At 44.2% G+C, this 1,248-nt stretch carries 1 protein-coding gene; it reads right to left on the reverse strand.

The features are described from left to right. Positions 1-1,248, reverse strand: a 1,248-nt coding sequence (locus GGD38_RS37345) for a hypothetical protein (RefSeq protein ID WP_375303978.1), incomplete at both ends; no start/stop codon positions are given.

The raw sequence follows: 1,248 nt of genomic DNA on the forward strand, positions 1-1,248 counted from the left end.
CGCAACCAGCTCTGCTAGTGAGGGTGTCTCTGTATGTGCCTGCGGCGGTAATATTGGTGCCGTTCCAAGTGTATGGCAGTTGATTGGTACAGATGGTAGTTCTTGTAGTATCTCTGAGAATGTTGTTTACAGTTAGGATGAGGTTCGTAATAGAATCACAACCGCTTCTGCTAGTGAGCGTATCTCTATAGGTTCCTGCGGCTGTAATATTAGTGCCGTTCCAACGATATGGCAATTGGTTGGTACAGATAGTAGTCCTGGTTGTATCGCGTAATACGGTGTTTACAGTCAGGATCAGATTGATGATCGAATCACAACCGCTTCTACTGGTCAGGGTGTCTCTGTAAGTACCCGCGGCATTGATATTAGTACCATTCCAGGTGTATGGCAGTTGATTGGTACAGATGGTGGTTCTGGTTGTATCTCTGAGCACGGTGTTTACAGTCAGGATGAGGTTGATAATAGAGTCGCAACCGGCTCTGCTAGTGAGCGTATCTCTATAGGTACCTGCGGCGGTAATATTGGTGCCATTCCAGCGATATGGTAATTGGTTGGTACAAATAGTAGCCCTGGTAGTATCTCTGAGAGCACTATTTACAGTCAGGATGAGATTAATAATAGAATCACAACCGCTTCTGCTGGTGAGGGTGTCTCTATAAGTACCGGCTGTATTGATATTAATACCGTTCCAACGATATGGCAATTGGTTGGTACAGACGATTGCTCTGGTTGTGTCGCGTAATACAGTGTTTACAGTCAGGATCAAATTTATGATCGAATCGCAACCAGCTCTGCTAGTGAGTGTGTCTCTATAAGTGCCCGCGGCAGTAATATTGGTGCCATTCCAGGAGTATGGCAGTTGATTGGTACAGATAGTAGTTCTGGTAGTATCCCGTAATACAGTGTTTACAGTCAGGATGAGATTAATAATGGAATCACAGCCACTTCTGCTAGTAAGAGTATCTCTGTATGTACCTGCGGCGGTAATATTGGTTCCGTTCCAGCGATATGGTAACTGGTTGGTACAGATGGTTGCTCTTGTTGTATCTCTGAGCACACTGTTTACAGTCAGAATTAGATTGGCAATAGAATCACAACCGCTTCTGCTGGTGAGGGTATCTCTGTATGTACCAGCTGCGGTAATATTAGTGCTATTCCAGCGATATGGTAATTGGTTGGTACAGATGGTTGCTCTGGTTGTATCTCTGAGTACATTGTTTACAGTCAGTATTAAGTTAATAATAGAGT

The sequence above is a fragment of the Niastella sp. OAS944 genome (genome assembly GCA_024809215.1).
Taxonomy (GTDB): domain Bacteria; phylum Bacteroidota; class Bacteroidia; order Chitinophagales; family Chitinophagaceae; genus Niastella.